General features: G+C 35.5%; 24 protein-coding genes. 6 read left to right on the plus strand and 18 right to left on the minus strand.

Features of this window, described 5'->3' with window-relative positions; translation table 11 throughout:
* Positions 1 to 422: 422 nt before the first annotated feature.
* A complete protein-coding gene (locus tag JNUCC72_RS05025; protein WP_454143468.1) occupies positions 423 to 662 on the minus strand; it encodes a DUF2922 domain-containing protein in 240 nt (79 codons plus the stop codon).
* Positions 662 to 904: a DUF1659 domain-containing protein gene (locus JNUCC72_RS05030; protein WP_454143470.1), complete on the minus strand. Its 243-nt coding sequence runs from the start codon at positions 902 to 904 to the stop codon at positions 662 to 664. Before JNUCC72_RS05030 ends, JNUCC72_RS05025 begins: the two co-directional genes overlap by 1 nt.
* A 185-nt stretch (positions 905 to 1,089) precedes the next feature.
* On the opposite strand from JNUCC72_RS05030, the gene JNUCC72_RS05035 reads away from it, so the two are divergent.
* The 5 genes from JNUCC72_RS05035 to JNUCC72_RS05055 all read left to right on the plus strand — a co-directional run bounded on the left by JNUCC72_RS05035 (position 1,090) and on the right by JNUCC72_RS05055 (position 4,341).
* A complete protein-coding gene (locus JNUCC72_RS05035; RefSeq protein WP_454143472.1) occupies positions 1,090 to 1,932 on the plus strand; it encodes an outer membrane protein assembly factor BamD in 843 nt (280 codons plus the stop codon).
* 15 nt (positions 1,933 to 1,947) lie between these two features.
* Positions 1,948 to 2,412 carry a hypothetical protein gene (locus tag JNUCC72_RS05040; protein ID WP_454143474.1) on the plus strand — a complete coding sequence of 155 codons (465 nt, stop codon included), beginning with the start codon at positions 1,948 to 1,950 and terminating at the stop codon, positions 2,410 to 2,412.
* A 134-nt stretch (positions 2,413 to 2,546) separates the two neighbouring features.
* A complete protein-coding gene (locus JNUCC72_RS05045; RefSeq protein WP_454143476.1) occupies positions 2,547 to 2,945 on the plus strand; it encodes a RusA family crossover junction endodeoxyribonuclease in 399 nt (132 codons plus the stop codon).
* Positions 2,946 to 3,081: 136 nt separating this feature from the next.
* The gene (locus JNUCC72_RS05050; RefSeq protein WP_339968766.1) at positions 3,082 to 3,486 is read left to right on the plus strand and encodes a MerR family transcriptional regulator; all 405 of its coding nucleotides are present in this window, start codon (positions 3,082 to 3,084) and stop codon (positions 3,484 to 3,486) included.
* A gap of 3 nt (positions 3,487 to 3,489) precedes the next feature.
* On the plus strand, positions 3,490 to 4,341 hold the full coding sequence (locus JNUCC72_RS05055; protein WP_454143478.1) for an aldo/keto reductase: 852 nt from the start codon (positions 3,490 to 3,492) through the stop codon (positions 4,339 to 4,341).
* A 42-nt stretch (positions 4,342 to 4,383) separates the two neighbouring features.
* On the opposite strand, the gene JNUCC72_RS05060 is transcribed toward JNUCC72_RS05055, so the two are convergent.
* Entirely contained in the window at positions 4,384 to 4,551 is a 168-nt protein-coding gene (locus JNUCC72_RS05060) for a hypothetical protein (protein ID WP_454143480.1), read from the minus strand.
* Between the two features lie 58 nt (positions 4,552 to 4,609).
* Positions 4,610 to 5,551 (minus strand): aldo/keto reductase, encoded by a 942-nt coding sequence (locus JNUCC72_RS05065; protein ID WP_339968762.1) that lies wholly within the window; start codon positions 5,549 to 5,551, stop codon positions 4,610 to 4,612.
* A 150-nt stretch (positions 5,552 to 5,701) separates the two neighbouring features.
* Between JNUCC72_RS05065 and JNUCC72_RS05070 the strand changes: the two genes are divergently transcribed.
* Complete coding sequence (locus JNUCC72_RS05070; RefSeq protein ID WP_454143482.1) at positions 5,702 to 6,109, plus strand: MarR family winged helix-turn-helix transcriptional regulator; 408 nt, start codon at positions 5,702 to 5,704, stop codon at positions 6,107 to 6,109.
* 30 nt (positions 6,110 to 6,139) lie between these two features.
* On the opposite strand, the gene JNUCC72_RS05075 is transcribed toward JNUCC72_RS05070, so the two are convergent.
* The 14 genes from JNUCC72_RS05075 to JNUCC72_RS05140 form a co-directional block, all read right to left on the minus strand.
* Entirely contained in the window at positions 6,140 to 6,589 is a 450-nt protein-coding gene (locus tag JNUCC72_RS05075) for an 8-oxo-dGTP diphosphatase (RefSeq protein WP_454143484.1), read from the minus strand.
* Positions 6,582 to 7,121: a hypothetical protein gene (locus JNUCC72_RS05080; RefSeq protein WP_454143486.1), complete on the minus strand. Its 540-nt coding sequence runs from the start codon at positions 7,119 to 7,121 to the stop codon at positions 6,582 to 6,584. The genes JNUCC72_RS05075 and JNUCC72_RS05080 overlap by 8 nt, the downstream gene beginning before the upstream one ends.
* Positions 7,122 to 7,241: 120 nt before the next feature.
* A complete protein-coding gene (locus tag JNUCC72_RS05085) occupies positions 7,242 to 9,191 on the minus strand; it encodes a M13 family metallopeptidase (RefSeq protein ID WP_454143488.1) in 1,950 nt (649 codons plus the stop codon).
* 119 nt (positions 9,192 to 9,310) lie between these two features.
* Entirely contained in the window at positions 9,311 to 10,309 is a 999-nt protein-coding gene (gene lacD, locus JNUCC72_RS05090) for a tagatose-bisphosphate aldolase (RefSeq protein WP_454143490.1), read from the minus strand.
* Between the two features lie 90 nt (positions 10,310 to 10,399).
* A complete protein-coding gene (locus tag JNUCC72_RS05095) occupies positions 10,400 to 10,603 on the minus strand; it encodes a hypothetical protein (RefSeq protein ID WP_454143492.1) in 204 nt (67 codons plus the stop codon).
* Between the two features lie 54 nt (positions 10,604 to 10,657).
* On the minus strand, positions 10,658 to 11,923 hold the full coding sequence (locus JNUCC72_RS05100) for a carboxylate--amine ligase (protein WP_454143494.1): 1,266 nt from the start codon (positions 11,921 to 11,923) through the stop codon (positions 10,658 to 10,660).
* Positions 11,924 to 12,143: 220 nt separating this feature from the next.
* Positions 12,144 to 15,302 carry an MMPL family transporter gene (locus JNUCC72_RS05105; protein WP_454143496.1) on the minus strand — a complete coding sequence of 1,053 codons (3,159 nt, stop codon included), beginning with the start codon at positions 15,300 to 15,302 and terminating at the stop codon, positions 12,144 to 12,146.
* A gap of 25 nt (positions 15,303 to 15,327) precedes the next feature.
* Positions 15,328 to 15,894, minus strand: a complete 567-nt coding sequence (locus JNUCC72_RS05110; RefSeq protein ID WP_454143498.1) for a TetR/AcrR family transcriptional regulator — start codon at positions 15,892 to 15,894, stop codon at positions 15,328 to 15,330.
* Positions 15,895 to 15,952: 58 nt separating this feature from the next.
* Positions 15,953 to 16,162, minus strand: coding sequence for a DNA-3-methyladenine glycosylase I (locus JNUCC72_RS05115; RefSeq protein WP_454143500.1), 210 nt, complete (start codon positions 16,160 to 16,162; stop codon positions 15,953 to 15,955).
* 13 nt (positions 16,163 to 16,175) lie between these two features.
* A complete protein-coding gene (locus JNUCC72_RS05120; protein WP_454143502.1) occupies positions 16,176 to 16,538 on the minus strand; it encodes a DNA-3-methyladenine glycosylase I in 363 nt (120 codons plus the stop codon).
* 114 nt (positions 16,539 to 16,652) lie between these two features.
* On the minus strand, positions 16,653 to 17,198 hold the full coding sequence (locus JNUCC72_RS05125; RefSeq protein ID WP_454143504.1) for a helix-turn-helix domain-containing protein: 546 nt from the start codon (positions 17,196 to 17,198) through the stop codon (positions 16,653 to 16,655).
* 126 nt (positions 17,199 to 17,324) lie between these two features.
* Positions 17,325 to 19,280, minus strand: coding sequence for an asparagine synthase (glutamine-hydrolyzing) (asnB, locus tag JNUCC72_RS05130; protein ID WP_454143506.1), 1,956 nt, complete (start codon positions 19,278 to 19,280; stop codon positions 17,325 to 17,327).
* 76 nt (positions 19,281 to 19,356) lie between these two features.
* Entirely contained in the window at positions 19,357 to 20,700 is a 1,344-nt protein-coding gene (locus JNUCC72_RS05135) for a metallophosphoesterase family protein (protein ID WP_454143508.1), read from the minus strand.
* 136 nt (positions 20,701 to 20,836) lie between these two features.
* Complete coding sequence (locus tag JNUCC72_RS05140) at positions 20,837 to 21,322, minus strand: hypothetical protein (RefSeq protein WP_454143510.1); 486 nt, start codon at positions 21,320 to 21,322, stop codon at positions 20,837 to 20,839.
* Between the last annotated feature and the right edge of the window lie 19 nt (positions 21,323 to 21,341).

Here is a 21,341-nt window from a genome sequence, read left to right on the forward strand (position 1 = left end):
TCCTCCTTTAGATTGTTAAGTTACGAACCCTTAGCTAAACGACTTAACATATTGGGTAAACCCATAATGTACATTAACCCTTACTTACGAATCAGGCGGTCTATAAATCCACCTGGGTAGTCATCCGTCATGAAAAGATCACGCATGCTGTACAGGTTGAATTAAGTCTATCTAGTTAGGTCATTCGCATAACCACATGAACATTGTAACAAAATATTATAATAATGCAAAGGCTTTTTGGTTGGTTACAAAATAGATAATCGTTGATTTAAAGGGAAATAAACGTCCTTTCTATGCTTGTTAACAACTCTATTACTCAACTGTAAAATAATTGAAACATAACTGTAAACTAAAAAAGCATCCCTCATCACAAAGGATACTTTCTCAGTTAAGTTAATTGAAATAATAGTTCAAGCAACACCCTAATTTTTTGCAGCAGCAAATACATCAGATACAGTTCGACGAATATAGCGAGCAGCTTGTGGTGATTGATACGCATCGACTCCTTTTTTGTCAATCAAGTGACTGGTTGCAATTTGATTCATGGCTTGTTGCACGAGTTCAGCGGATAGGTCTGGTTTAGTGTGTTCTAAATTTAATTGACGTGTTTTCTTGTCAGCGTCTTTGAATTCAAGTTGTAAAGTTAAAGTTTCATTAGTCATTAGTTTTGTCCTCCATTATCAGTTTGAATCATTTCGCGGGTCACGAGTACGGCTTTTTGCATCACATCTCCTGCAGTGAGGGATTCAATCGCTTGGCCAAATGTTTGAATGTCAGTTGACGTTGCAGATTCTCGAATATCACTGAAGCGACGGGTATGAATGCCGCCCTTGTAGGCCTTGTTTTCTTCATTTGAATAAGTTAGTTCTAAATTAGCACTGATGAAATCTCTTGTATCGGTCATAATATTGTTCTCCTCTATTGTTTATATAAGTGTGTAAGTTCTTTTGAGCTAGCTTCAAATTGCTTACATCTTTAGTAACGTTTGAAATCGAGTAAACTGGACAAGTCATCTTGTTTTTTTTGATAATTACCGATAATATAGAAACTTGAAGTTTCAGTTTTACTTTTACCTTACGGAGGACACAGATGAAAAAGTCGATTTTTTCGGTGGTGATAGCAGTTGCTAGTGTAATGGCTATTGGTCTAGCAGTCATGCTATTTGCTAATGGTTCACTTAACGCTAATGCTGAACAAAACCACTATAATCTCGTTTTCAATTTAGCCCAAGATGCCGCTAAAAAAGGAAACTATCAAAGTGCTAAACAGCAATTCAATGAAGCCAGCACCATTTATGATGACAAAGGGGTTGCCAAGACCTACCAGAATCAAGCCCAACTCTTAAGTACAGCCGTGAATTATTTCAAAAACTCTGATTTAGTCACAGCAAAAGACTACTTCAACCAAGCACAAACGCTTGAACACGGCAATGCTATGATGAGTGAAACAGCCAGTGATTGGGTTAGTACGATTGACAACGCCCTTACCACCATTCAGTCTGACTACAACCCAAAACTAAATAATCTGCGTCAACTCTTTAATGAGAGTCGCTATCAAGAAGTCCTTGATCAAGCTAATCAAATTCTAGCGGACGAACACTTTACGCAACCTGCTTTTAGAGATATCAAAGCAAAATTTGAATCCCTTGCAAAATCTGCCAAAGATAAACAAGATGCGGACAAGGCTAAATTCAAAACCCAACAAAAAGTGACAGCTACTGATCAACCAAGCTCAAAACCGACAACAGAATTAACCAACCTCTCAACTATTCAAGAACTCATTCAAGCTCGCAAACGCTTGGTAGCACTTGGAATTGATGAAAAAGAATTTTCTGATGAACAATTGCAGAAGTTGCACCGTTTTTCTATTGCAAATCACCATAGTTCTATTACAATGGAAGATGTAGAAGAATTCCTTGGTGAATCACACTAAGAAAGGAGCCTAAAAATGGCTGAAGAAAAAGACTTACAACAAGAACAAGAAACAACAGAAGAAAGTGTTCAAGAACGCTTTGCTGATGAATTTTACAACAAAGATCGCGCAATCTTTGACCGTCCTTTCACATACAATGTTGAAGAAGAAGTTGACTACCCTGAATACTCAGATAAAGACAAAAGCTTCGTGTTATTTTATATTGATCGTCTAAAGAATGATAATCTTGAATTATTAACTTACTACGACCGTCCACACCACTTAACAATGGACTTGAACCGTTTCATCATCCAAAACATTAACGTGCCTGACTATGAATTAATGCGTAAATGCTTATTCAATCAAGGTGACCGTTTCAAAATGTTAATTAATGATATTGCTGAACAAGGTAACGAAGAAGTTCACAACTTTGAAACATTATCAGATTGGAACAACTGGTACCATGAAGAACGTGGTTCAGTTCACGATTCAATTTCTTAATTTCATCAAAAAAGACAGCCACATTTAAGTGACTGTCTTTTTTTTATTAGGTTTTGACTAAAAAACGTGGTACACTTATCAAGTTGCCTTAGTTGAGCAACATGAATTTATGAACGTAACCAAGGAGTTTTTTATTGATCCATTTAACATTCGGTGCTAATGACATCGAAACCAAACAAGAAGATTTTCAATTCGAGAATCTCACAACCCTAGACGCAATTAAGCAATATTCCGCTAGGTTGAGCCAAGAGGCTAAATTGATGTACCAAGACTTGCCTATTGCTAGTGCAGTCAAAATCACGGTACATATCTACAACCAAATTCCAAAAGCCATTCCAGTTAGACAGCGTAATGGTATGATTAACGGCACAATCAAGCCGATGTTTGATGGCTTACTCATGCAGTACTTTTCTTGTGTGAGTGAAGCTTTAACGAATGTGATTTTTTCAAATGTTAAACAAATTACCAACTATTCAATTGAAAAGTTCTACAGCCTAACGCCTCATGTTGAGGTATTGGTTGAAGAACTTTAACCCAAAAATGTTCGACTCATTAAGTTGTGAGTTGAACATTTTTTATTTTTTTAGAAAACACTTGCCTTGAAGTGGACTTAAAGGTTTAGACTGAGTCTATCAATTAAACAACTTGTTTTGAAAAGAGGTGCTAAAAATGACAATTGATGCTGTCAGTAAGGAATTCGATGTTTCAAAAGATACGTTACGTTATTGGGAAAGAATTGGCTTACTGCCAAAAATCAAACGCAATAGCAGCGGTTATCGAGATTATTCAGAAATGGATATGAACTGGGTTTTTTATATTAAAGTCTTGCGTAATGCGGGCATGTCAATTGAAGCCTTGTTTGAGTTCGTTGAACTATTTCGCAGTGAAGACAATACCAATGATTATCGCAAACAGTTATTGATTGAACAACGAGACTTACTACTTAAAGAAGTTGAAGAAAGACAAAAAACAATTAGCTATCTTTCTTACAAAATTGATCACTTTGAAGATCATACGCTTAATTATGAAAATGAAAAATTAGTTTATCATGCTAAAGATGAAAAAGGAGACTAACAAATGACTAACTTAACAAATAATATTTCTGTTCCAGAACTTGGTTTTGGTGTTTTTCAAATCAGTGAAGAAGGGGCAACAAAACAAGCTGTTCTTGATGCGATTAAAACAGGATACCGTTTAATCGATACTGCTGCCAGTTACGGCAATGAGGTTGAAGTTGGACAAGCCATTCAAGAAGCGATTGAAGCAGGCCTTGTCACTCGTGAAGATTTATTTGTTACTTCAAAATTGTGGGTTGAAGATGTAACTGCCGACAAAGCTCCTCAAGCTATTCAAGACTCTTTAGACCGCCTACAACTTGACTACCTTGATTTACTTTTAATTCACCAACCTTATAACGATATCTTTGGTGCTTGGCGTGCAATGGAAGCCGCTTATGAAGCAGGCAAGTTGAAATCAATTGGTATTTCAAACTTTGATGTTGCCCAAGCAACTAACCTAGCAGAATTTAGCAAAATCAAACCCATGGTTAACCAAATTGAAGTGAACCCCTTCAATCAAAATATTGAAAAAGTAAATTACCTACAAGATTATGGTATAACAGTTGAAGCCTGGGCACCTTTTGCTGAAGGTAAAAACGGCTTATTCACAAACCCAATCTTATCTGAAATCGGTCAAAAATATCACAAATCAGTTGCCCAAGTAATTTTACGTTGGTTAGTACAACGCAATATTATTCCTTTGGCTAAATCAGTTAACCCAGAACGAATGGCACAAAACATTGATGTGTTAGATTTTGAATTGTCAAAAGAAGACATGGATCAAATCAAAACACTAGATACCCAAACGAGTCAATTCTTTGATCACCATGATCCTGAAATGATTAAATGGATGGCCAGTCGTCACCTTTAATTAAATTCATAAAAAACAGCTACCTTTTGAGTAGCTGTTTTTTTACTGTCGATTATTTTTTAAATCACCAATACTAATGGCAATTACAAATAAGGCGACTAAACTTAAAAAGACTGATTTGAATGAAAATGCGGTGAACAAATCTGAAATGTTAAAAAACAAATAGATGACACCGAGTACTAGCCAAAATAATGCAAATAATTGTCTCATTGTGACTACCCCATCCTCCTAATAAGATTTTATAAACAATCTTATTATAGCACAGCTTTTAGAGCTTAAATAATTCATCAATTTTATCGTAATCTTCTTGGTTCAAAATAATTTCAAGTGCACGTGTATTAGATTCAACTTGTTCTTTAACACGTGCTCCAGGGATAACAACAGAGACATCTGGATTTTTGATATACCAAGCTAGAATTAGTTGAGCAACATTCACACCATAAGCATCTGCAATTTGTTGGACTTCTTGAATATTTTTGATAATTTGTTCAAAACGTGTCCCTTGAAAATCAGCATCTTGGCTACGAATATCATCTTCTGCAAAGCTAGTCAATTCATGGTACTTACCTGTTAATAATCCTGAAGCAAGTGGGAAAAATGGCACAAATGAAATGTTATTTTCACGTAAATAAGGGAATAATTCATCTTCTGCTTCACGGTGTAATAAGTTGTAGCGGTCTTCGACAATATCAACATAACCGTCTTTATTAGCTTCTTTTAATTGTTCAAGTGAGAAGTTTGACACCCCAATAGCACGAATTAACCCTTGTTCTTTTAATTCATGTAAAGCTCGAACTGCTTCATCTTTGGGCGTGTTTTTATCTGGAAAATGAATATAAAAGATATCAATATAATCCGTTTGTAGACGCTTCAAAGCATCGTGGACTGCTTGCTTCAAAAATTCAGGATCATTATTAATCGCCATTTCTTGCGCTGGATCTTGAGCTGCTTTGGTAGCGATTGTTAAATTTTTGCGGCGCATTGGATTTTGAGCAAGTACTTCACCAATCAATTCTTCAGAACGACCCAAGCCATAAGCAAATGCGGTGTCAAGCATTTGAATACCATCATCAATGGCTGTTTGAACGACTTCTCGTCCTTCTTGGTCATCTAGGTTAGGGAACAAATTATGTCCCCCAACTTTATTGGTTCCTAGACCTAATTTTTTTGTTACGATATCACTTTTACCAATTTTTGTTGTTAAAGACATATCTGCACACTTCTTTCTATTTTAATTTGTTACCTTGAGCCTACACCCAACTCATTACTTTTACCAATATCGAGTCTCGTGATTTTTCCTATTTGGTGAAAATTAGTGTATACTTAGGGGTGTTAAAACTATCACTTTAGGAGGCTTGTTATGGCGAAAGTAAACGATATGTTGCCGTTATTTTCTTTATTATCTCGCAAATTTCAAAATCAATTAAATCAAAACCTCAAGCCTTTTCAATTAAATAGCACCAACTACTTTTTCTTTTTGAAAGTGGCTAAAGAACGACAAATCAAGCAGGAAGTCTTAATCCAAGACACTTCTATCAATGCAAGTAACGTTACACGTCAACTCAAGCACTTAATTGACTTGGACTTGGTTTATAAACAACAAGACTTCGTTGATCGTCGCACGGCGATTATTGCCTTAACTGAAAAAGGCGCACGCATTTATCCACAAGTGGATAACGTGATTACGCAAACAACTCGCTCACTGACATGGGGACTAACACCAACAGAGCGCCGTATGTTAACTCAACTACTTACCAAGCTCAAATAAAAAAGCACGCTGACATAGTCAGGTGCTTTTTTAGTAGTAAGTGGATTTTGAATCGCCATTTGGCAAGGATTCAAAAACTAACTCCGTATAGTTAGGATTGGTGCATAAAGCTAGTAGTTCTTTAAAGCCACTGGAGTAATTAGTTTCATCAAGTTCTGAAAGTTTCGCAAAGAAAACCCCACCTTCTGAACTAGCCTTCAAACTTGTGGTAATAGCTTCGGCTTGATAACACAAAATCACACGACGATAATCTTGCTCTTGATACTGACAAGTTCCCACTAATTGAATATGATCAATGTCTAATCCTGTTTCTTCTTTAGCTTCACGTTTAACGCTTTGAACAAACGATTCTCCTGCTTCAACGTGTCCACCAGGAAAAGTATAGCCTTTGAACTTATCAAGACGATTCAAAATCACGACTTCATCTTGCTTTTTGATCATAATGAAATTTAAGAACTTCGCGTTTTCAGTTCTACTCATCGAGAATATCTCCCCTGTCAATTTTTTGTTTTTGGTAAATTAAATAACCAGCATAAAGTAGCATCATAGATAAAATAAAGAACATGACTAAACTTGTCATATTGAAGTAATTCACCGGGTAAAATCGATAATCGCGTCGATTAATCACAAATGTGTATAACCCAATATAAATAATGCTCATGGTTAATACTGTGATAAAGAAATAACGTCCTCGAAATTTAAATCGTACGATTGATCCTAAACTAATGATTATTGGAATAATTAAAAATAATGCTGTGACTAATAAAGGGGCAATGACATGATCATTCTTACCCAGTAGATAAACAACATCATAAAAACTACCTGGACCAACAAAATAACTTTCCGGATATTCTAAACGATTAACGATATACATCTGACCATAAAAATACAGTAAGATTAATATAACTGACAACCCGCTATAAAATAACGCCGTCACATCAAACACAAAAACTTTATGAATTGCATGATAACATCGGTTGAACCATCTACTCTCTAGTAATTTTGATAACATGATTACCTCCTTTTCTTTAAAATTAATAAAATATTAAAATAACATATTTTTATCATATCATAGAAGCAACACTTTAGAAAAATAAAAAATCTCTACAAAAAGTCGTAGAGATTTTTTATATTACCAAATATTAACGCGTTTTTGAGGTTCTAGATACATGCCGTCTGTTTCTTTAACATCAAAGACTTCATAGAATTCATCCATATTTTGTGCTTGAACGTTTGCACGCATTGGACCTGGCGCATGAACATCAACAGCTAGCAACATTTGCATGTAAGCTTTTTCAGCTTTTTGGCTCCAAACACGGGCCCAGTTTTCAAATAGTTCTTTCAAATCAGCATCTGGTTCTGATTTTGCGGCTTCAATTGCGTTAGATAACCCACCTGCATCAGCCACGTTTTCTGAAACAACTTGTTTACCATTAATTTTACCATCGCCATATTCAACGCCATCAAATAAATCAATCATATCTTGCGTACGTTTTTTGAACTCGGTGAAATCTTGGTCTTGCCACCAGTTATTCATATTACCGTATTCATCAAATTGTGCCCCATTGTTATCGAAAGCATGTGAGATTTCGTGCGCAATAACTGCACCAATTCCACCATAGTTAGCAGATGAAGACTGATGTAAATCATAAAATGGTTTTTGCAAAATAGCTGCTGGGAATGTGATGTCATTACGACTTGGATCATAACAAGCATTCACTAAGTTACCTGGCATTGCCCATTCTGTACGGTCAACTTCTTTGGTCAACTTGTCTAAGTTTTCTTGAATTGAAATGCGACTCATAGCAGATAAGTTGCCATATAAAGTGCCACCTTGTTCTGCTGGTGTGATTTTGAATTTTGAGTAGATGGCTTCAATTTTGTCAGGGTACCCAATTTTAACTGCAATTTTTTCAAGTTTGACAATGGCTTTTTCTTTAGTTTCATCTGAAAGCCAGTCATTTGCTTGAATACGGTTTTTGTAGATTTGTACCATCTTTTTAACCATACGTGTCACATCTTGTTTTGCATCATCACCAAAGTAAGTTTCACCATAATAGTTTCCGACAGGTTCTGCAAAACGACTGTTTGCTAAATGATAAGCGTGTTTTTTAGGCTTAGCCATTTCTTTAACACCTGTTAGTGCTTGGTTGTAAGCAAATCCAGTTTCACGGAATTCTTGTGAAAGTGATCCTACAACACTATTGATATAAGAAACAATCATCCAACCTTTGATTTCGTCAAAATTATCTGGGTTTACTAATGATTCAGCATGTTCTAAAAATCTTGGTTCAGCTTCAATCAAGCGTTCTGGCATGTGACCAACCAGTTCCGTAATCAACCCTTCAACATCAAAACTCTTGAAGTGTTTTTTGAAATCTGCTGCTGAATAAGGGTTATAAACAGCTGGACGGTCTGCCCATTCTTCGTTACTTTTAACCACTTTTGATAGTTTAGCATCAAATGCAAGAGCATTTTTGACGTAAGCCTTAGCAGTTGCTTCATCAAGACCAGCTAATTGTAATAATTTTTCAGTTTGATCTTTATAAACAGCTAATAACTGATCCCCTTGTTCAGTACCATATTGAGTCGTATCTGGTAAGAAGACGCCTGGACCGCTATGGAATAAAATATGGTGTTTGGTATCTTTCATGTCAATATTGACACCAAAATCAATTGGCAAAGCAAATCCTGTCTTTGATAATTGACCCGCCTGTTGGTTAAGGTCATCAAAGTCTTTTAGGTTAGTCAATTTGGCTAAATCTTCTTGAATAGGTTCTGCACCATCTGCATTACGCTTATCAAAGTCTAGTGCTAATTGATATAACTTTATAGCTTCTTTTAATTCATTTGTTTGTGGTTCTTTTTTGCCCGAGGCAAAGTTTTCAAAATCAGCCATTAATGTTTTTTCAACATTTTCAGCAATTTTGTTAAAACTACCGGTTGCAGGTTTGTCTCCTGGAATTTCGGCTGTCTTCAACCATTCAGCATTAACAGCCAAATAAAGATTATCTTTGGGTGATTTTGTTTCAGGGACGGTAATGTCACCTGCACCACCACGAATGTTCATATAATGTGTCATAACTAAACCTACCTTTTTCTTGTTTGTATGTTTACTATGATAACACAATTAAATAAACATGAGAAAACAAAAAGCCAGCAATTTCTCGCTGACTTCTATTTGAGAAGAGATTAAGCTTATTATTTAGCTTCTTGTACTTTGTTTGTCCAAGGAGTAGCTGTTTCTTTCAAAATAGCATTAAGTTCTTCAACATTGTGGCGGCCTTCAGTTTGTAACCATTTGTCACCAGCTTCTTCACCTTCAGCAGCGAATGGTTGAACACCTGGTTTCCAAGTTGCACGACCACATAAGACACCGCTGAATGTTGAACCGGCTTCTTTAGCTAATTTCAATGTTTCTTTGAACATATCAAATGAAACACCACCACTCAAGAAGATGTAAGGTTTTGTTGTAACTTCACTTTGTTCTTTGAAGTATTTCTTAGCTTCTTCTTTCGTGTAAACCACTTCACCATCACCATAACCTTCAACAAAGTTCATGTTAACAGGCACTTCCATTTTTAGAACAGTGACATTGTATTGTGGTTTAGCAAATTCAGCCATTGATTTTAGCACTTTAGCAGGTTTTAGTTTTGCAAATTCTGCTGAGCTAGCATCAGTCACATTATTATCATAAGTTACCACTTCCATAAATAATGGTAAGTCATATTGTTTAGCTTCTGCACCAACACGTTCAACAAAGGCATGTTTTCTTTGGTTAATGTCTTCGCTTTCGTCTGGGTTGTAGTAAAGTAAGAATTTAACCGCATCAGCACCGGCTTCTTTTAAACGGCGTACTGACCAGTGTTCAAGTAAGTCAGGTAAACGACCTGCTTCTGTTGCGTCATAACCTGTTTTTTCGTATGCAAGTAGCAATCCTGAATCTGAAGCTTTAACCTTTGATGCAGGAAGGCCGTATTCTGGGTCGAGCAAAATAGCTGAGGTATATTTTGTTAACTCACGGGATACCGCTTTCTTGAAGTCAACGATTTCAGTTTCATTAGAGGGTTGGTTAGCAGCAGATGCAATCATACGTTTCAATGATCCTCTTTGATCAATTGCTAGCGCACTCACAACATTGTCGCTATTTGATAACTTCTTTAAGTGTTTCATGACTTCTGAAGATAATTCTTCAACCATAATAAAAACCTCCGTGTAATATGTATAAATTTATTTTACGGTGATTATTATAGTCCTGTTATTGTGCAAGTCAAAAATTAACGGCTGAGATTAACGCTTTTTATTTTGATGGATAAAATAGCCGATAATAGCTAAAGTTTGAATGGGTAAAATAACACAATAAGCAAGGATGAAATCTGTTGTGAAATTGAGGTTTTGGGGATGCGTCAGTAACGAAGCTAAACTATAAATTAAGGCTAAAGGAATGGCTAGTACTAGACAAGTTATGACCACACCTATTTTATTTTTGAGCATTTGTAATCCTCCTTAACAAAAAAACGCACACTTGCTAAACAAGTGGCGTTTTCTTTAAATGTTTTGGCCTTTATTTTCTTCAAAATACTTTTTGAAACGACCAATATAATTATGGAACATATATTTCATCAAGAAGAAGCGTTTAAAGCCCATATCTTTATCATAAAAGACGGTTGTTCCCACTCGACCTTGACGAATTAATTCAAGCGCATAGTCTTTATCTTTGTTATCCACTGCGTATTTCTTAAATACTTTTTCAGGGACACCAAGCCATAACATATGCTTGTTACCTGCTTGGTTGGCATATGTAGTTGGTTGAGATTTAAGTTCACCAGTCACGTAATCTTTAACCACCCATTCAGCTAGATTGTAGCCGTTTAGTGTGACATAAAAACTTGAACGTCCTTGACGCAAATTAATCTCAAAGAACTTGAATTCACCATCACGATAGTCATATTTCATGTCAAAGTTAGCATACCCCGTGAACTTAATCGCTTCAAGGAAGCTTTGAACACGTTCATATAAAGCTTGGTTGTATTCTGGAATAATCGCAACATAGTTTCCGATTGAATGCGGTGTTGGATCTTCAAGCAACGGATGACCTAGACACATCATTTTAACCTGATGATCTTGATCAACATACGCATTCAAGACACGCATATTAGAATCATCCCCAGGAATAAATTCTTGCAAGATAATGCGATCACGGTAATTATGTGCATAAATCTGTTCTAAAGAACGTTTCAATTCCGCTTCATCTTGAATAGTGTAGGCTTTTTTCTTACCAGGAAAACTAATTTCAGCCCATTTCACACTATTGGCAGGTTTAAGTGCAATAGGATAGTCAAATGGCAATGTTTGATACTCACCATTATTAAACTGTTCTTCATCAATGATTTTAGTTTTAGGGTAAGGTAAATCGTACTCCTCAGCAGTTTGATAGAAAGTATCTTTATGATTTAATTTTTCAAGTAAATCATAATCAATGTAAGGAACGATAAACGTTTCTTTTAATTCATCTTTGTATTTTGATAATAATTCTGCATAAGCATCCCCACAAGCAATTAAAATTACTGGTTCAGGATGGTTTTTGTATTCTTCTACTTTTTGACGCATAGCTTGGATAAAAACATCGTCATCCCCAAAATTAGGAATTGTTTCAATCTCGACAATGTTGGTATAGCGTGTTGCAGCTAACTTACCTGAAGCCCATGCTTTTACTTTCATCCCGTATGCTTCGTGAAATGAGCGTGCCATTCCATAAACATTGATATCACTACCAAGTAATATCGGGGTGAATTTTGGTTGATTGTCATTCATTTAGTTCACCTTAATATTGTCATATGGTTTTTAGAAATTCCATTCTATTTTACCATACAAGAAATAGATATTAAGTACTTTTACCAAATTAATCGCTAAAAATCAATTTTAAAGGTTTAAAATTAACTAAAATTTATTTTTTACCATTAAAAAACCGACTCTCAAGCGAGAGTCGGTTTTGTCTGTCTTTTTAAAGTTGTCTATATAAGATTTAGCTTAATTATTTGTCTTTTTTGAATAACTTTTTGAAATTGAATGTTTCATAAGTTAGTCGAATAGCAGCTGATAGAATCATTGGTAAAATAACGACCAAAATTAGTAAACCAATAATCACACCTAGTGCTACTTGAATCAAGGTTAATACACCACTTGGAATTAATGCAGCAAATGTTCCACCTAGAATGATAGCGGCAGAAATCACAACAGCTCCAATAATTTCACAAGCTTTGATAATTTGTTCACTTGGTTGTAAACCTTCTGCTCCAAACTCACGATATTTCATCATTAAGAAGATACTGTAATCTACTCCTAATGCGAAAATCATGATAAAGGTGAAGAATGGTGTGTTCCAAGTTAATAGTTCATGTCCAAGGAATGTTGCACTCACCCATTTAGTAATTGTCATTGAACTTAGGAAAGCTAGTAACAATGTTCCTAAAATGTAAAGGGGTTGCAAGATTGAACGTGTCACAAAAATCAATGCGATACCAATACCCAACACCATAATCATTGCTGTACGAATGAAGTCATCGTTAGCGGTTTTTTGAGTATCTGCAATTTTAGCTGTTTGACCACCAAATGCAACTTGTGCATTGTTAAGTGAACCATTTTGCAAAATACCTTTAGTTTGGTTGGTTAGCTCATTAATTTTTTGGATAGCTTCATCAGAACTTGGGTTTTCATCCAGGATAATCATTAATTTAGTTGTCTTTTTATCGCTTGATAAGTAAGTATCTAATGATTTTTGGAATTCTTCTCCATGAATTTGATCTGATGGGATATAGAATGTTTTAGCAGAAGCTGAGTTTTGGTAATTGTTCAAGTAGTCATAAGCAGTACCTAAACCAGTGTTCAATTGACCAGCACCATCGCCTGCTTTCTTAACACCATCAACCATTTGTGGCATTTTTTCAGTCATAGTTGCAAGTCCACCGTTAAGTGCTTGGGCACCAGTGTTTCCTTGAGCAACAGCTGATTGAACTTGAGTTAACCCACCATACAATTGGTTAAGTGCTTGTGTTGCACCTGGTAATGCGACATTTGATTTATCAGCAAGTGTTTGTACTTGTTGTTTCAATGTTGTCAGTTGTTGCATCATACCTGATAGTTGTGAATCTTGACTCACTGCTTGTAGTTGTTGACCAATTTGTTGATCGTGACTACCCGCATTTTGAATATTTTGACCAACTTGTGCTAAAGCTTGTTGCACTTTTTGATCTTTTTGCACAATAGCTTGGCGAGCTGATTCAGGTAACTGGCTAAGCATTTGTTGATATTGTGCGCTTTGTTGTTGCTGTTCAGCTTGTAATCCAGTTAGGGTTTGACCAGCTTGAGTTAATTCATCCCCAATTGCTTTAGTATGTGCAGCTACTTGAGATAGTTTTTGAGTAAGGCTACTTGTATCAACACCAGAAGTGCCGGCATTTTGAAGCGCACCATTCAATTGTTGGATAGCTGAGTTAATTTGTGGCAATCCATCAACTAATTGTGTGATTTGACTTTGAGATTGACCACTTGTTTGGCTTGCTAATTTGTCATTAAGCTGTGTTAAGCCATCCACAAGTTGTTGGCTACCACTTTGTAGTTGTGTTAAGCCACTACTTGCATTATTAACACCTGTTAACAAGTCAGTTGGCAATTGACCATTATTTTGTGATGATTGACCATTTCCAACTAATCCAGTTTGTAAATCTTTTGCTCCTTTTTGAGCTTCAGAAATTCCTGAGTTAACGGTTTTCATTTGGCTATCAACATAAAGTTTGTCAATTTGATCACCACCAGGTTGTGTAGTAGAAGTAACTGTTTTGACACCTGGAATTGCTTTGATAGCTTGAGTTAAGCTATCAATATCTTTTAGGTTTTGTGTATTGTCTAAAGTTTGATCACTTTGAATATAAAGTGTTGTCGGTTCAGCAGTTCCTTTTGAGAAGTGCGCTTGAACCACTTCAAAACCAACTTTAGCTGGCGTATCATTACCCAATTCATCTAAGTCATCGTAGTTAAGGTGATTTGAGTACATAAAGGATAATGGCAACATAATGACTAAGACAATTAATAAACTTAATATTGGTCTTAGAACACTATTTTTTGAAAGCATGTGCCAGAATTTGCTTGTTGAATGTCCTTCAAAGCTCTTAGCTGGCCAGAATAGTTTCTTGCCTAAAGTTACCATGAAGAATGCATTTAGTGTTAGTAACACTGGAATTAATACCGCAATTCCGACTGCAACACCAACTGCTGATTGGTAAATTGAAAATTGTGCGAGTCCTAAAACTGCAAACCCGATTAAAACAGAAGTTCCCGAGTATAAAATCGTATGTCCTGCTTTTTTACGGGCAACTTGCATCGCTTCTGAGTTCGAGACGCCCAGACTGAGCTGATCTTTGAACTCGTCATACAGCAAGATGTTGTAGTCAGTTCCAATCCCGAATAGTACAACAACCATAAATACTTGGGTGAAGTTTGAGAATGGAAAACCAAAGTGTGCCACTAAGTTAGTCACAATACTTAGTGAAACAATGAATGATACTGCAACAGTTGCAATAGAAACTAGCGGCACAACAGGCGATCTAAAGACTAAAATCAACACAATGAAGATGAAGATAACCGCAATAACCTCTGTTTTCTTAATCCCATCTTGTGTTTTTTGACTGAAAGCATTAGTTAAAATATCTGCCCCTGTCACATAAGTTGTCACACCGTCAGTTTTAGCGGCCTCATTCAATTGATTTTCGATTTCTGAAAGTGTCCCGTGATTTTTATCAATGTTCAATTGTAATAATTGGGTCGTTTCATCTTGTGAAATCAATTGTTTTTGTGTGTATTCGTTGTCCATTGAAGCTGTCATACTCTTGATGCCGTATTCAGATTCGTTTTGGCGTAACTTATCCACAGTTTCTTTGATACGATCTTTTTGTTCTTGTGAAAGTGCATTTCCTTCATTGTGGAAAACAATCACAGCTTCAGTCGTATCTTTTTGCGAGTCACTCCACTGATTTTTCATCGTTTCAGCAAGCTGTGTTTGAACATTATCTGGTAACTTAACGGCTGAATTTTGAGTCGTTAACTCACCAACATTAGGAAGTGCAACAACCGCAATAACTAATGCCAGTATCCAACCGATGAGTGCATGGTAATGCTTTTTGAAAAATTGACTCATGATTTCTTATCCTTTCGTGATGTATCTAATCAATAATCTTAGTTGAGAGTTCAAGCATCTGGCGAAAACTCTCATCGTTATGAGGCAATCCATATTGATCAAGAAATCCTAATTGTTCGATGAGCAAGAATCCAAGGATTTGACTGATGTAACCTTCCCCAAAAGAAGTTTTATCTACACCATGCAAATCAATTGAATCCAAAATGCGATCAATTAACTGAATAACTTTTTCCATCTCAACAAAAAACTCTGAGTTTTTATCGTAATTTTTAACTTTATGAATCAAAGCAATCGATTGCCCGCGTTCTGCAAAGTAATTTCGAATAATCTCAGCATATTTAATCAATGCTTTCTTACCTGAGTAACCGATCAAACCTTCAATCAGCTCTTGATGCAAATATTTCACAAATTGAGTGCCCAGCTCTTCAAGTAGTTCCGCTTGATTTTTAAAATAGTTATACAAAGATTGAGACTTAATATCTAGAGCTTTTGCCAGATTCCCAAAAGTTAATTCTTCAGGACCGTCATTCTCGATAATTTCAATCGCCATTTCAATAACTCTGTCATAACCAACTGTATTTCTTTTAGCCACTTCATAACCTCCTTAACTGATACTCGAAATAATACACCTACAAACATAAGTTGTCAAACTACAATGTGTAGTTTTTATCAAAAAAGTTTTCACATTGCTGTTTAATGGGACATGTCGTTAGGTGAGAATTAATCATTCCTAACGCTTCTAACCATGATTGCACAATAGTTGGACCAACAAATTTAAATCCTCGTTTTTTCAACTCACGACTAATCGTTGTTGAAATAGCTGTAGAACCCTGCATATTCGCTTGTGTTTCATAATTCATTATCAAAGGCACATTATGACCATAAATAAGCATTCAAGCTAAACGCCTCTTCTACATGAAGTCTTGAAAGTAGCTGTGCATTTGAAATAATTGCTTCAATTTTACGTTTATTGCGGACAATTTCTTTGTTTGAAAGCAATTTTTCAACCTCATACGCATTGTACTGTGCAATTTTTTCGATTGTATAATTTGAAAATGCCTTTTGAAACCCGGAGCGTTTATTCAAAATAGTTTGCCAAGACAGTCCCGCCTGCATCATTTCAAGAATCATTAGCTCAAAAGTTTTGGTTTCATCAAAAACCGCAAATCCCCATTCGTTATCGTGATATTGCGCCATATTTTGATGGCCATTTTGTGACCAGTCACATTTTCTCATTACGATTCCTCCTAATTAATTCTGCTTTTTCTATCATCATAAACTATTACTTAATCGGATTCCCAATCAAAGCTGTTCAAAATAAAAAACGATGCTTATAAACATCGCTTTTTATTATCTGACTTCATAATAAGATTTTGAAATACTGTATTTAAAATACTTGTAACCATAATGCGTTAAAAATTTCGTGATATAAACTGCACCCACTAAAAATAAAACACCAACAATAGGTAACAATGCTATCGACCATGGATATTTCATTGCCATATCAATTGTTTGATAAGGTGATGGGAACAATAGCTGCTGAATTAAAGCTATCGTTGAAATCAAACTCATCGTTCCAATAAAATATAATGAAAATAAAACTAACCCCAATAAAACGCCAATTGTACCTAAAAATGCAACATTAAAAATCACTAATCCCAAAATGGCGAACCAATTTAATTCTTTTTTCTTCACGACTAACTTACCACCTAATAATTCTTCTAAATCCATTTGATAAACCTGTGCTATATCTGTTAAAGCGCTAAGTGTTGGTTCTCTCGCGCCTGTTTCCCATCTAGAAATGGTTTGTCTTGTCACATATAATTTTTTAGCCAATTCTTCTTGTAACCACTGTCGTTGCTGCCTGATTTTTTTTAATCTTTCTGCTACATCCATTGCAATACCCCTTACTGCCTACCAGGTTACCGACTCATGCTTATTAAAGCTAGCATTATTTTGGTTACACCTTGTCCAAATAAAAAAGATTTCGATTTTAAATCGAAATCTTTTTACTTTAAATTATTAAGTGTTCACTAATTTACCTTGGTCAATCATTTCTTTGACTTCAGGTTGAACACGACGATATTTCGCTTTTGTTTCTTCAAAATCAATGAAGTAAGCACGGTACCAAACAAGGAAACTGTAAACCGTCCAAATTTGACGTTGTAAATCAGCCTCGCCTGTGTAGTGCTGTTCAAGTAAGTTAAGTAGTTTATCTTGATCAAAAACATCTCTTACAAATTCTTCAGAGAACAGCTTCTTCACTGTTTGATAAAAGGCTTGAGTTCTTAACCATTTTTTGATTGGAACTGGGAAGCCAAGTTTTGGTCGTTGTGACCATTCCTTTGGTACCACTGCTTCACTTGCTTTACGAAGTGCATATTTTGTATCTTTATTATTCACCAAATAAGAAGTCTTGATACTATTTGCAAAATCGGCAACCTTACGATCCAAATATGGCACACGAACTTCTAATGAATGTGCCATTGAAATTTTATCCGCTTTTTGTAAGATATCGTTGACTAGGAAGTGGTGTAAGTCGATATATTGCATTTGACGAACATAATCTAGTGATTTTACTTTTTCAAAATCTGGCTTGTAAATGCTCTTAACGGTAATCTTATTACGGTAGACAGGTTGTAAAACTTGGTTTGCATCTTGTGCAGAAAAAATTGAGGGATAATCTTCATCAAAAATCTTAGCTTGTCCTACATAATATTCGCTTGGCTCTGTGATACTTGTGTATAAGTGCAATTTACCTTTAAAGTTACGTGATTTTGACAATTTGCGACTCAATTTAGCCTTCACATTTTTAGGTAGACGTTTTAATCCATTGGCAAAAACTTTAATGACCGTATTATGTGAATGCATCCCGTAGTTCACATAACCACCGAATAACTCATCTGCCCCTTCACCTGATAAAGCAACAGTTACGTGTTTTCTGGCTAATTTGGCTAAATACCAAAGTGGCACAACACTTGGATTCCCATCAGGTTCATCCATATGATATTGCATTTCTTCAAAATCACGCAATACATCATCACGCTTGACACGTGATTCATAAAAGTCAAAGCCTTTCATTTTGGCTAAGTCACGGGCATTTTTAACTTCATCATAAGTTTTGTCATCAAACCCAACACTAAACACTTTTTCAGGTTTTAAAATACTAGTGATGTAGCTTGAATCAATACCTTCTGACAGAAAACTTCCCACAGGTACATCTGAAACATTGTGTAAATTAACAGATTCAGAAATAACCTCATGAATTTGTTCAACTGTATCTTCAAAACTTAAATCGTTTGGCGTGTAATCTGCATCCCAATATTGGTGCATATTCAATTCGCCATCCTTATAAGTAAACCAATGTCCCGCTGGGAAACGGTAAACCCCTTTAAAGAATGTTTCTTCTAAATCGTTATATTGATTCATCAAATAAGGCTTAACCGCTTCAATATTCAATTCTTTAACAAAATCTGGATGTTCCAAGAATGACTTAATCTCAGAACCGACAATAAATTGACCGTCACGATTATAGTAGTAAAGTGGCTTAATTCCAAAGAAATCACGTGCCCCAACTAATTGATTAGCGTCACTATCCCAAATCAAAAACGCAAACATGCCTCGGACTTTGTCCAGCAGCTTAGCCATCCCATATTCTTCATAACCATGAAGTAGTACTTCTGTATCAGATTGTGTTTTGAATTCATGACCCGCTTCAATTAGGTCGCTACGAATTTCTTTATAATTGTAAATTTCACCATTGAAGGTGATAACTTTAGTATCATCTTCGTTATAAATTGGCTGAGTACCACCCGCCAAGTCAATAATTGATAATCTTCTAAATCCAAGTGCTGCAGTTTCATTAATGAAACTTCCCCCACTATTTGGACCACGGTGTTGGATCATATCCATCATTGATGTGATTGATCCTTCTTTATTTGTTCCTCTTGGATCAACAAAAGCAATGATTCCACACATACTCATCTCTCCTCTGCACTTCTTGATATCATTTATCACAATTAACTATAGTAACCCTTTTTAGTTAATTTGTGGACTATATTTTGAAAATTTTACGAAAAGTTGAAGCCCCATACCCAAATAACTGTAATTCATTTTCACTTGGATTAATATTTAATACATAACCAGCTACTTCATTAGGCGTATCAAGTTCTCGTTTTTCTCGCTTATTAAAATTAGTTGATGATTTCAAACGTGAACTAGTGTTCAATGTTATATAATCAATTCCATTTATTCGGTAATTCGACTCACTTTGATGATGACCGCCAATATAACTCACGATTTGGCTATCAACGACTTTTGAAAAATCAAATTGATTATTGAGTTTAAATTCAACTGGTACACCTCGATTGCTTAGATGTCCCGAAGCTTTTTGGTTAAAAGCAGCAAACAATTCATGCAAAGTTCGCCCGTTATATTTCAACGCGTTGTCCCCTCGACGTGTTACAGGAACGCTGTGACCCATAAACAGAATACGCTTGTGATGACTAATTGATAATATTTCAATAATTTCTTCTACTTGGTCTTCTCTAACCGCTAGCGTTTTTTTGGTTATAAATCGCTTCTTACCCTGATCATCAATTTCATAAGGCACATCACTTGTGTTAATAAAAATCAATCTAAAATTTTGATAATCATAGTAACTGACACCATTACCTGAATAGATGGCATGCAAGCCTTTTTGCTGATACATTTTGTGCCACATGATATCTTCAAACTCACGTTCACCAAAACTAGGCCATTTTTCTGCTTTTTCATCATAACTTTCATTATCGTCACAATTCCCTTTTAAATTGACGAATGGAATTGCACCATCTTGAAAAGCATCACGCATCTCAAGTAAGCGCTTTTGAGAAGCATAGCCTTCGTCACAACCTGAAATCCAATTACCTAAATGAACTTTTAAGTCAAGCAGCTCTAGCTCACTTAATGTATTAAACTCTTGAATTTGCTGTAACCCGTCACTTTTTAAATAATCAGATGAAACTAACTGTTTATCATATGTATCTGTGATTAGCCCAACATTTAATGTGTCGGGCAAAATGAATTTTTGAACTCGTTCAGCAAATTTTTCAATATTTTCTTCCATGATATAGCGTCTTTTTGACGAAATCTCTTCAAATGCATGGAATCGTTTTAATTTTTTTGACCACGATCTTTGATAACTTTTAAGCCCTAAGCTTTCATCTTCTGGTATCAAATATTGTTTCAATACCTTTTGACTATTATATTTCACGACTAAATAATAGTTTTGACGATGTGGTGTCGCTTCAACAGCCCCAACGTGATACTGACCAACTTTAGTAAAGCGTTGCATATTGTCAAAAGGATCAACTTTTCTTTTTAACTTCTTCAAGTTAGATTGAATCTTTCTAAGCATTAGCTTCCCTCTTTTATAATTCTGATTACAAGACTTTTGGTAACTTTCTCTTATTTTACCATATAGCAGACATGGTTTAGAGTGATTTAGAAAATCGGCCATAATAAAAAAGCCACCTCAATTGAAGTGACCTTTTTTAGCGATTTTGTAGATTGTGAGCTGCTAAGATAATTGAAACAATCGCATCTTTTGATAATGCATTTGATAAGTTATCCATGCCAACAACGGCCGCTGCTGCACTAATTACTTTTAAACTATAAGATAAAACATGAAAGTCCATTTCACGATCATATTTATCATTTTCTAAAACAGCTTCATGGTTATAATCAAAATTCAGCTGTTCTTCTTCAGGAAGTCCATCGACATGATTGGTTAAGATTCGGTCTGACAATGATGCTAATGGTTGATCCATTTTTTCAAGTGTCAAACGGTGATCTGATTCATTTTGGTAGTAATCATCTTGTGTCATCTCAACGTATGTTTCAGCTTTTTGATTTAACACTTTCAAGTCATCAAGCGTTTTGAAAAGCTTTGCCAAGTCAATTGACTGGCTTTGATTAACAATCTCTTTTTGTAAGTCTGTAATTTCATCTGATAATTGCAAAATTGCTAATTTACTCATAATATCCTCCTAGGGCACT

The sequence above is a fragment of the Holzapfeliella sp. JNUCC 72 genome (assembly GCF_053668685.1).

Bases quoted from the DNA above. Each gene is read 5' to 3' on its own strand.
- JNUCC72_RS05120 (WP_454143502.1), bottom strand. From the start codon at position 16,538: ATGAGAAAATGTGACTGGTCACAAAATGGCCATCAAAATATGGCGCAA.
- JNUCC72_RS05065 (WP_339968762.1), bottom strand. From the start codon at position 5,551: ATGTCTTTAACAACAAAAATTGGTAAAAGTGATATCGTAACAAAAAAA.
- lacD (WP_454143490.1), bottom strand. From the start codon at position 10,309: ATGGTTGAAGAATTATCTTCAGAAGTCATGAAACACTTAAAGAAGTTA.
- JNUCC72_RS05135 (WP_454143508.1), bottom strand. From the start codon at position 20,700: ATGCTTAGAAAGATTCAATCTAACTTGAAGAAGTTAAAAAGAAAAGTT.
- JNUCC72_RS05050 (WP_339968766.1), top strand. From the start codon at position 3,082: ATGACAATTGATGCTGTCAGTAAGGAATTCGATGTTTCAAAAGATACG.
- JNUCC72_RS05125 (WP_454143504.1), bottom strand. From the start codon at position 17,198: ATGGATGTAGCAGAAAGATTAAAAAAAATCAGGCAGCAACGACAGTGG.
- JNUCC72_RS05035 (WP_454143472.1), top strand. From the start codon at position 1,090: ATGAAAAAGTCGATTTTTTCGGTGGTGATAGCAGTTGCTAGTGTAATG.
- JNUCC72_RS05115 (WP_454143500.1), bottom strand. From the start codon at position 16,162: ATGAATTATGAAACACAAGCGAATATGCAGGGTTCTACAGCTATTTCA.
- JNUCC72_RS05100 (WP_454143494.1), bottom strand. From the start codon at position 11,923: ATGAATGACAATCAACCAAAATTCACCCCGATATTACTTGGTAGTGAT.
- JNUCC72_RS05060 (WP_454143480.1), bottom strand. From the start codon at position 4,551: ATGAGACAATTATTTGCATTATTTTGGCTAGTACTCGGTGTCATCTAT.
- JNUCC72_RS05025 (WP_454143468.1), bottom strand. From the start codon at position 662: ATGACTAATGAAACTTTAACTTTACAACTTGAATTCAAAGACGCTGAC.
- JNUCC72_RS05080 (WP_454143486.1), bottom strand. From the start codon at position 7,121: ATGTTATCAAAATTACTAGAGAGTAGATGGTTCAACCGATGTTATCAT.
- JNUCC72_RS05075 (WP_454143484.1), bottom strand. From the start codon at position 6,589: ATGAGTAGAACTGAAAACGCGAAGTTCTTAAATTTCATTATGATCAAA.
- asnB (WP_454143506.1), bottom strand. From the start codon at position 19,280: ATGTGTGGAATCATTGCTTTTGTTGATCCAAGAGGAACAAATAAAGAA.
- JNUCC72_RS05070 (WP_454143482.1), top strand. From the start codon at position 5,702: ATGGCGAAAGTAAACGATATGTTGCCGTTATTTTCTTTATTATCTCGC.
- JNUCC72_RS05085 (WP_454143488.1), bottom strand. From the start codon at position 9,191: ATGACACATTATATGAACATTCGTGGTGGTGCAGGTGACATTACCGTC.
- JNUCC72_RS05055 (WP_454143478.1), top strand. From the start codon at position 3,490: ATGACTAACTTAACAAATAATATTTCTGTTCCAGAACTTGGTTTTGGT.
- JNUCC72_RS05095 (WP_454143492.1), bottom strand. From the start codon at position 10,603: ATGCTCAAAAATAAAATAGGTGTGGTCATAACTTGTCTAGTACTAGCC.
- JNUCC72_RS05140 (WP_454143510.1), bottom strand. From the start codon at position 21,322: ATGAGTAAATTAGCAATTTTGCAATTATCAGATGAAATTACAGACTTA.
- JNUCC72_RS05030 (WP_454143470.1), bottom strand. From the start codon at position 904: ATGACCGATACAAGAGATTTCATCAGTGCTAATTTAGAACTAACTTAT.
- JNUCC72_RS05105 (WP_454143496.1), bottom strand. From the start codon at position 15,302: ATGAGTCAATTTTTCAAAAAGCATTACCATGCACTCATCGGTTGGATA.
- JNUCC72_RS05040 (WP_454143474.1), top strand. From the start codon at position 1,948: ATGGCTGAAGAAAAAGACTTACAACAAGAACAAGAAACAACAGAAGAA.